This is a genomic window from Vibrio sp. V23_P3S9T160 (genome assembly GCF_963886625.1).
In the GTDB taxonomy this organism is placed as follows: domain Bacteria; phylum Pseudomonadota; class Gammaproteobacteria; order Enterobacterales; family Vibrionaceae; genus Vibrio; species Vibrio anguillarum.
On record NZ_CAWPDB010000024.1, the window covers coordinates 1 to 8,422 of the forward strand.

The following is an 8,422-nucleotide window of genomic DNA, read 5'->3' on the forward strand; positions in this document are numbered from 1 at the left end:
ACATACTGATATGTACATATTAGTTATGCAACCTTGATTAACTGAAATCACTAACTATATTTAGCCACATAAAGATTATAAACATGTAAATATCAACACTAATATCAATAATATTTAATAGATATAGCCCAAAAACCATTTGAAATGGTTAAATCAGTACAGTGATATTCTGTGGATCCATAAATAAACGTCAGTAGGTATTGAATGAAAAAAATAGAAATACTTATCGTGGTTGATTGTGCCGGAGCATTAGCAACCACGAGCTTAATGGATAACGTTTACTTAATTGATAGTAACCAATGGCTTGGTTCTTGGGATGAAGGAACGTGCCAACTCCACACGGTATCTCAAGATGGTCAGTTTATTTGCTGGCGTAGCTGCGCCATTTCGCCAGATGACGAAGTCAATATAACGGGATTCTCTGGTGACATGATTGATCAAAAAGCTTGCTTACCAAGCCCTGTTAATGACGCGTGGGAAGGCAGAGTTCAGACTCGCGGGGATACTGGGCGTTATCTATATACCATTTCTCTTTCAATAAACGGAATAACAATGAATTTTTCACCTTATCTCGAAGTTCAATAACTCCATCTAAATAAGGAACATTGTATGAAAAAAGTAGAAATACTCATGGTCGTAGATGCAGCAGCAGCGCTTGCAAGTCGAGATCTGCAAAGTAACATTTATCTCATTGATACAAATAAATATATGGGCTCGGGTAATGAAGGCCAAGCTGAGTTAAAAACAGCCTGTAAAGACGGCCAATTACTATGCTGGCGAGTTGTCGCTATTTCACCAGACAATGAAGTTGATATTGTCGAGTTTAATGGGCAAATGATAAATGACAGAGTTTGTATACCCACTAAACAAGGACTAAGCGGTGATGAATTCTGGGAAGGCCGAGTTGAAGCGCAAGGACAAGCTAGCACACAACAATACAATGCGACCTTGTCTATTGATGGTGCAAGATTAACGTTTGATCCTTTCCTCGTTATTTCACTGTAGAGGGCGAACTCATGTTAAGCCCAAATGTTGATACCGCATTAAATATGCTGACCGACGTATATACTGATTTTTTAGGTATTAGTAACTACGATGCAACGTGCAACTCTCTCTTTATTGGCCATGTAGCAAAAGATCCAAACTGGCTCGTAGAAGTTCGAAGCAGGACTGAGATCTTAAGAGCGGTAATGAATGAGTTTATGCAGCAAAAGCCTAAAATTTTTGCGCAAATTATTACATCGTTTATTAATTATCAGACCACGTTCGATGCCTGCGCACAAAACAGTAAGGCGATAACAAGTACGAAGCAATGGATTGAATGCTTACAATTATTGCAAAAAACGTTAAAGCAAAATATCACGTTAACAAATGAAGCTCAGCAAGTTTTCACGAAATCTTACAGCCAAGCGAAAAATGCAGAGGAGCTGCTCGCATCCAGCATTCAAGATGGCTGGAATGAACTTGCGAGCGAAGAACAAGCAATGGTACGCATTGCAACAGAGATAGGCTCTCTATCGCAATCCATTGCCAGTTTAGGAGCCAATGTCACGGCGGCCCAATTAAGAGCAGGAAAAGCTTACATACAAAGTATGGTCACTATTTCCTACGGTGTCGTAATGGGAGCAACGACGTCTGTGCCATTCCTTTCCTTTGCTGGTGCGCTATTCACGGTTGGTTACAGTGCATACAGCACAATATCGAGCGCGAAAGAGGTACAACAAGATTTAGACAAACTCACTCAATTACAAACACTAGCCAGTGAAGAAGCACAAGCGGCTGCCATTACTAAAGCCATTATTCAAACCCTCAGCAACATGAGCGAAGAATTCCTAAAGATTGATGATAACTTGCCAGCACTTTCATTGTTATGGCAAGACGAATTAGACAAGGTAAACGAACTGATCAACGCCTTACAAAGCGGTTCAGACCCTGCCCTATTGACTGATTTGCAAACCATCAAGATTGCTTCAGCCTCATGGAAAACTATTTCAGAATTTGTGCAACTCATTAGTTTACCGCCAAACATTGGAAAACCCGTTTTAGTCAACACGCTAAATAACACCATTCAAGAACAGTAAAGGAGATACACAATGTCACAACAAGTTACTCAGTTGAACCCAACACAGCAAACCACTCAATCTGCATTTTTGGCAACCACAGTCATCACAGCGCAGTGCCATGCCATTTTAAACACACAATTTACGCCACCTACGGTAAAACCAGATTGGTTTGATGACCTGAGTAAAAAATTAGACTCAGCAAAATTGGTTGCTAAGCAATGGATTGACGATTTGGGACCACAAGTATCAGCATCGATTCCCTCTAGCGTAATTAATTTTGACGCCACTTTCCAAGCATCAATCGATGCCATTCATGAGTTATATAAAGCGGATCCAACAGCAAGTGGCAAAGACAATACAACGGTTCAGCAAGCTTCACAGATTATGACCGCCCTATCTTCTCAAGTCAGCGGTATCGAAGCCACAGTCAAAGGGATGAATAAGGAACTCTCTGATTGGGGGGTGAAAATGCAAGCAGCACATGATGACTTAGTCAATGGTGCGACCAATATTCAAAAAACAATTATCGATTTACAAACAGATATTGAAAGCATGAATAACGCAATAGACAACAATCGTGCAGCCATTGAGAAACTGAATAAAGATCTAGTCTATGCACAAGTTGCGGTTGGTGTTGGCATCTTTATGCTCGTCGCAGGCGTTGCGCTTACCGTCGCAACCGCCGGCACCGCAGCTGTAGTCTCCGGCGGTATCGCAGCCGTTGGCGCGGCATCGATTATTGCTGGTGGTGTTACGTGGGGCGTATTACAAAATCAAATTGATGATGACTACGACAGCATCGCGCAAGAACAAAAGCAAAAAGCTGAAGATCAACAACAGATTATCGCTTTACAGGGGCTTTCCAATGCCAGTAGCGCAGTCGTTTCAGCGATTGAAACATCGACATCAGTATTATCTGATTTTGAAACGACGTGGACTGTCTTTGGCAACGAGTTAGATGATGTAGTAACCAAGCTTAATAATGGTGCATCCATGCAGAGCATTATTATGGAAAAAGTGATGTCTGACGCAGCGAAAAACGAATGGGATGATGCGGTTGAACTTGCTAAACAGCTAGCTAGCGCAAAAATAGCTATCGAAACGAAAGAGTTAGCACCTGCAGTAAAACAAGCAGCTTAAACATTACTAAAGGGGGTTACGCCCCCTTTTATTCTTTTTCGAGGACCATCATGAATCAATCAGCCAGCGAGCAACTTCAAACCGACATTCCTGCATCTATTAGCGCTATGGTGTTACTAAATTCTGCATGCCAAGGCGTTGTTGAAACTTATATTGATCAAGGCAATGCAGAACATTGGTATGCTCAGGTAGAACAAAATTTAAATGCGGTGCAAAAACTGGTACGGCAATGGCGTTTGAGTGGTAATTTATATTTTTCAAATGACATTATGGACAGTGTTCTTTCCATTGCGAATACATTCAAAGATTCTAATATTCAAATTTTAACGTTATTCAAAGCACTAGAAACCCGTTTTGACACCGCTCAACTAAAACAGCTAACTTCATTAATCTTAACATTACAAAATCCGATTCAAAGTCTTACATCAAATATAAAACGTTATGATGAGGGATTGAATGCTTGGGCTCGCCAAGTGGAAGATGCTCATAACACATTGCAACAAACTATTGCACAGATCCAGCAAGAAGAAGTTTCCATCCAAGCAGAAATTATCGCCACTAACGCCCAAATTGATCTAATGAAACAACAGATAGCAGCATTTAAAACCGCCATTGCGAATGCTCAATCGCAGCGTAAGAAAGGGATATTTGAAACGATTTTTGGCGTGGTGCTTGCTCCGTTTACACTGGGAGGTTCTTTGATATTGGCAGGGTTTGGTGTTAGCTCTATTGTAGAAGCACAAAGTGAAATATCTAGCCTGCAAAGCGATATCCAATCATCTTTAAATACCATCAACCACGATCAACAAACGCTCTCTCAAGATCAACAACAAATCGCGTCTCTCAATGCCCTATTGCTAAGTGTCGATCAAGTTAACAACGATTGTGCGGCGATCAGCCGATCCTTAGATACACTACAAACCACGGTGCTCAGTTTATACAATGAAACCAACAACGTCGTTTCTAACCTTACCAAAGCACAAGATTCACAAGCGGTCATTCTGGAGCAAGTTTGGTACCAATCAGCTTACAATGAGTGGCAAGATATTCTGGAGGTAGCATCAACGCTCAATAATGCACAACCTCAAATAACAAAAGCTCAAATCAAGTAATTGATTTGGCTCCAGTAACGGAGCCAATGGCTGATTTAATTGAGCAAGTTATAAAGCAATGCCGATACCGCCAATAACCCTATCGCCATGACAAAGGGTGTACTCATCTGCTGTTGATACTTCGCCAGCGATGGCACTTTGAATACAGCAATCATCGGCATAATAAACAAAATCATAGCGATCACGGGGCCTGAAAACGCTTCCATCATTCCCAGAATGCTAGGGTTGAGTATCGCGACAATCCAAATCGTGACAAACAAAATCGCAATGGTGAGTCGCCCAGCAAGACGCACTGACAGGCCAAAGTTTTTACACAGCAACCCAGTCAGGCTTTCTCGCGCACCAAGGAAATGCCCTAAAAAGGAAGAGGTAATGGCAATAAACGCCACTAAAGGGCCTAGAGTGGCGATAAAGGAATTATCTGTGACATTGGCAAGGTAAGTCAGCACTGAAATATTTTGCACTTTTGCTTCTTGCAATGCCTCTGGTGATAAAGCCAATACGCAAGAAAACACGAACAGCAAGACAAACAGAATTAATACAAGACTGGTGTAACGCAGAATCTGCTCTGATTTTTTATCCGCTAGCACGCCATAATGACGACGTTGAACATTGGCAAAACTTGAGATCGCCGCTGCGTGGCTAAAAGAAAACACCACGACAGGAATGGCTAACCACACTGTGTGTAAGAAATCACTCATTTGCGGCAATACTAATGACGGCACTGACCAATACGGGATCAAATAGAGCGAGAGAAATAATAAAATAGCCGCCAATGGATAAACCATAACAGCAAAAGCGCGCAACATGATCTTCTCACCACCCAGCATAATGGCTATTAACGCAAAGACTAAGCCACCAGAAAGTAGCACCCGAGGGGGAGCGACCATCTGCGCTTGATTAACCAAAAAGCTATCAACCGTGTTAGTTAGACCGACACCGTAAATCAGTAAGATTGGGAAAATAGAGAGGAAATACAGCAAAGAGATCAAGCGACCAGCCCTTTGGCCAAAGTGTTCTTCAACAACGTCGGTAAAATCGGCATTAGGACGGCGCGATGAGAGAACAAAACGAGCAAGACCACGATGAGAGAGATAAGTCATCGGAAAAGCGAGTAAGACCATTAACACTAATGGCCAGAAACCACCTAACCCAATGTTGATTGGCAAAAATAGAATGCCAGCCCCAACGGCCGTACCAAATAAACTGAGTAGCCAATAGGTGTCGTGTTTAGTCCAATTGGAAATCTGAACATGACTAAAATGAGCCATTTCCTTAGTGTCTTTCACTGCTTTTTCACTTATATAAAAATAATAATGTCGCGAATCCTACTCCTATTAATCATTATGATCATTTTGAGACCTTGGTCATAATCACTATAATCAAGGGACTTGGCTTGGATTGAAAACCATGAAAACACCGAATTAACAGCATATTAAACTGGTTTTATGTGATTTTATTGAAACTAAAAACCAAATTTTAAGATTTTTCAGTAAATGTAATTAGTTGACGATTCATCCAGCACTGTCACGCACAGCAAACAAAAATGAAGGACATTTGTCCTCCCTAATCGGTAGGCAATCATGGTTTTATACAATTGTTTTTCGAAAAGAGGCACACAGATAGACACTGTAGGTATGCGGGGCCAGAAGATAAATAGGAATCGATTTATAGGTTTACAGTGTAAATGGCCCTAAATAGGGCCAATTGAGTCTATCTCTGAGCTGTGATATTTATGAATTAACGGCTTTGATAAGGATAGAAGTATCCATTCTTCCCTCACCTTGCTCAGACAAGGCTTGGTAAGCATGATAAGTTTTTTCTGTCATCGGCAATTTTAGATCGTTTCGTTGCGCTTCATCCAAACAAAAGCCCAAGTCTTTGATCATCCAATCAATGGCAAAGCCGTAATCAAATTTACCTATTGACATATTCACAGCGCGGTTTTCCATCTGCCATGAACCTGCGGCTCCATTTTTCAAACAATCAACCAAAACGCCAATATCTAACCCTGACTTTTCCGCTAAGATCAATCCTTCCGACAGGCCATTTAATACGCCAGCAATGCAAATTTGATTGACCATTTTTGCGCGTTGTCCTTGCCCTGCTTTCCCCATCAGCACCGATGACTTGCCATAAGCATGAAATACGGGTTGCAGCTGCTCAAACAGTTCGGCATCTCCACCACACATAATGGTTAGCACACCATTTTCAGCCCCTACTTGGCCACCAGAAACAGGAGCATCCATAAAGCGAATGCCCGCTTTATGAGCCGCAGACGCCAGCTCTTCGGCTAACAGTGCCGATGTGGTGGTGTGATCAACCAAAATTGCGCCGCGTTTCATCGCCCTTATCGCGCCGCCGTCACTGGTCGTCATGCTACGGACATCATCATCATTGCCAACGCAGGTTAAAACCACATCGGCATCTTGCACGCACTCTGCGACTGTTTGCGCTGCATGCCCATGATGCTGCTGTGCCCACTGCTGCGCTTTAGCTTGAGTGCGGTTGTAGACGCTAACATCAAATCCTGCGTTTTTTAGATGCCCAGCCATAGGGTATCCCATAACCCCTAATCCAATAAAACTGACTTTCATTAACTTCTCCTTTTATTATTACCCAGCAGCCCAAACGGACGAACACACGTAACTGAGTGTGGGCTGTATGTATCCTTGCGTCATTCTCTATGAATAAGACCACGGTTAGCAATGCACAGATAAAAAAAAGCCGAGTCAATCACTCGGCTTCTCATTAATTCGCTCTATTACAGCTCAGCGTTATGGTAAACCTGCTGAACATCATCACAGTCATCTAGCATGTCGAGGAACTTCTGGAATTTCTCCGCCTCTTCGCCCGTGACCGGTGTATGTGTTTGTGGAACGAACGTGATTTCTTCCACATCGATAGTCAAATCAGGGAACTGATTATTTAGCGATGTTTTCACTTTGAAGAATTCAGTGTTAGGTGCAAATACAGTGATCACACCATCTTCCAGTTCAACATCCGTCACATCGACATCATCCATCATCAGTGCTTCAAGGATAGAATCTTCATCATCCCCTTTGAACTGAAATACCGCTTGGTGATCAAACATGTGTGATACGGTACCTGGAGTACCAATTTTCGCACCCGTTTTAACAAAGCATTGACGCACATCTTGGAACGTACGGTTACCGTTATCTGTTAAGCAGTCAACGATAACACTTGCGCCGCCAGGGCCAAAACCTTCGTAACGAGCAGGTTGGTAGTCTTCACCACCACCACCACTGGCTTTATCTAGCGCTTTATCAATAACGTGGCCTGGAACTTGGTCTTTCTTCGCTTTTGTGATCAGGTGGCGCAAAGACAAGTTCATGTCTGGGTCCGAACCACCATTTTTCGCACACATGTAAATTTCTTTACCGTATTTGGAATAGACTTTAATTTTTGCGCCTTGAGTTTTCGCCATTGAGGCTTTGCGCACTTCAAAACTTCTTCCCATAGGGATGATCTCTCTAATTCAATTTAACGCGAGGGATTTTAGCAAAAAGTGGGATCATTTCAATTTTCCACTTAGCAAAGACATGAATGCTACGCAACACCCATCACTCTTTTGTATTTGTTCACCGATTGTAAAAACCACTCTTTTTCGGCCTCACTGGCAATTTTAGACTGCTGCTGAGTGATCGCTTCAGGCCCTGCTTTTCCTTGCTTGAGTTTCCAAACAAGAAAGGAAGCTTGTTTATCGAGCTCTACTTTGTTTTTCTCTTCAGCGGCAAGTAAAGATAGGTTGAAGGACATGAGTTAGCCTAGATCGGTAAATACGTGGCACGAAATATAGCATAGGACATAGGAAAATTAAGAGCATAAATGTGCAATTTATCGGTATGAAATCAAGAAAATTGGAAAATATAAAGGGTGGCTATGCGCCTGTCTCTTATACACAAATCCCCAAGCCTCTGCTTGGGGATTTTTTTGAACTAATTTTATGTTTCATGATCTGATCATCTAAGCAATAACAAGGATGATTAGAATGACTTATATAGAACCAACCCTCTGGGCACAAAAGCAATTTGGTCAAGCTCACCTCAATGACCCAAGACGTACTCAAAGACTCGTTGCCCTAGC

Annotated in this window: 10 protein-coding genes; 6 read left to right on the top strand and 4 right to left on the bottom strand. The window is 42.1% G+C overall.

Annotation, left to right across the window (positions count from 1 at the left end):
- Positions 1 to 204: 204 nt before the first annotated feature.
- Genes makD through makE form a run of 5 tightly spaced genes read left to right on the top strand, consistent with a single transcriptional unit; the run spans position 205 to position 4,315 of the window.
- On the top strand, positions 205 to 585 hold the full coding sequence (gene makD / locus AACU59_RS01635) for an alpha-pore-forming tripartite toxin MakABE regulator MakD (RefSeq protein ID WP_013868237.1): 381 nt from the start codon (positions 205 to 207) through the stop codon (positions 583 to 585).
- A gap of 24 nt (positions 586 to 609) precedes the next feature.
- Positions 610 to 1,005, top strand: a complete 396-nt coding sequence (makC, locus tag AACU59_RS01640) for an alpha-pore-forming tripartite toxin MakABE regulator MakC (protein ID WP_013868236.1) — start codon at positions 610 to 612, stop codon at positions 1,003 to 1,005.
- A gap of 11 nt (positions 1,006 to 1,016) precedes the next feature.
- Positions 1,017 to 2,081, top strand: coding sequence for an alpha-pore-forming cytotoxin subunit MakB (makB, locus tag AACU59_RS01645; protein WP_094132119.1), 1,065 nt, complete (start codon positions 1,017 to 1,019; stop codon positions 2,079 to 2,081).
- A gap of 12 nt (positions 2,082 to 2,093) precedes the next feature.
- Positions 2,094 to 3,203, top strand: a complete 1,110-nt coding sequence (makA, locus tag AACU59_RS01650) for a cytotoxin MakA (RefSeq protein WP_000082912.1) — start codon at positions 2,094 to 2,096, stop codon at positions 3,201 to 3,203.
- 50 nt (positions 3,204 to 3,253) lie between these two features.
- Complete coding sequence (makE, locus tag AACU59_RS01655) at positions 3,254 to 4,315, top strand: alpha-pore-forming cytotoxin subunit MakE (RefSeq protein ID WP_094145044.1); 1,062 nt, start codon at positions 3,254 to 3,256, stop codon at positions 4,313 to 4,315.
- A gap of 35 nt (positions 4,316 to 4,350) precedes the next feature.
- Here the strand turns inward: makE and AACU59_RS01660 are convergent, their stop codons facing one another.
- From AACU59_RS01660 to AACU59_RS01675, 4 genes are all read right to left on the bottom strand, one after another.
- Positions 4,351 to 5,586 (bottom strand): aromatic amino acid transport family protein, encoded by a 1,236-nt coding sequence (locus tag AACU59_RS01660; protein ID WP_202598845.1) that lies wholly within the window; start codon positions 5,584 to 5,586, stop codon positions 4,351 to 4,353.
- Between the two features lie 462 nt (positions 5,587 to 6,048).
- A complete protein-coding gene (locus tag AACU59_RS01665; RefSeq protein ID WP_094144523.1) occupies positions 6,049 to 6,912 on the bottom strand; it encodes an NAD(P)-dependent oxidoreductase in 864 nt (287 codons plus the stop codon).
- A gap of 167 nt (positions 6,913 to 7,079) precedes the next feature.
- Complete coding sequence (locus tag AACU59_RS01670; protein ID WP_017044945.1) at positions 7,080 to 7,796, bottom strand: YebC/PmpR family DNA-binding transcriptional regulator; 717 nt, start codon at positions 7,794 to 7,796, stop codon at positions 7,080 to 7,082.
- 89 nt (positions 7,797 to 7,885) lie between these two features.
- Entirely contained in the window at positions 7,886 to 8,095 is a 210-nt protein-coding gene (locus tag AACU59_RS01675) for a DUF3283 family protein (protein ID WP_017046863.1), read from the bottom strand.
- Positions 8,096 to 8,336: 241 nt separating this feature from the next.
- Here AACU59_RS01675 and AACU59_RS01680 point away from each other — a divergent pair.
- The coding region (locus tag AACU59_RS01680; protein ID WP_161437655.1) for a transposase DNA-binding-containing protein at positions 8,337 to 8,422 on the top strand (86 nt) is incomplete at its 3' end.

Bases quoted from the DNA above. Each gene is read 5' to 3' on its own strand.
- AACU59_RS01660 (WP_202598845.1), bottom strand. From the start codon at position 5,586: ATGGCTCATTTTAGTCATGTTCAGATTTCCAATTGGACTAAACACGAC.
- makB (WP_094132119.1), top strand. From the start codon at position 1,017: ATGTTAAGCCCAAATGTTGATACCGCATTAAATATGCTGACCGACGTA.
- AACU59_RS01670 (WP_017044945.1), bottom strand. From the start codon at position 7,796: ATGGGAAGAAGTTTTGAAGTGCGCAAAGCCTCAATGGCGAAAACTCAA.
- makA (WP_000082912.1), top strand. From the start codon at position 2,094: ATGTCACAACAAGTTACTCAGTTGAACCCAACACAGCAAACCACTCAA.
- makC (WP_013868236.1), top strand. From the start codon at position 610: ATGAAAAAAGTAGAAATACTCATGGTCGTAGATGCAGCAGCAGCGCTT.
- makE (WP_094145044.1), top strand. From the start codon at position 3,254: ATGAATCAATCAGCCAGCGAGCAACTTCAAACCGACATTCCTGCATCT.
- AACU59_RS01675 (WP_017046863.1), bottom strand. From the start codon at position 8,095: ATGTCCTTCAACCTATCTTTACTTGCCGCTGAAGAGAAAAACAAAGTA.
- AACU59_RS01665 (WP_094144523.1), bottom strand. From the start codon at position 6,912: ATGAAAGTCAGTTTTATTGGATTAGGGGTTATGGGATACCCTATGGCT.
- makD (WP_013868237.1), top strand. From the start codon at position 205: ATGAAAAAAATAGAAATACTTATCGTGGTTGATTGTGCCGGAGCATTA.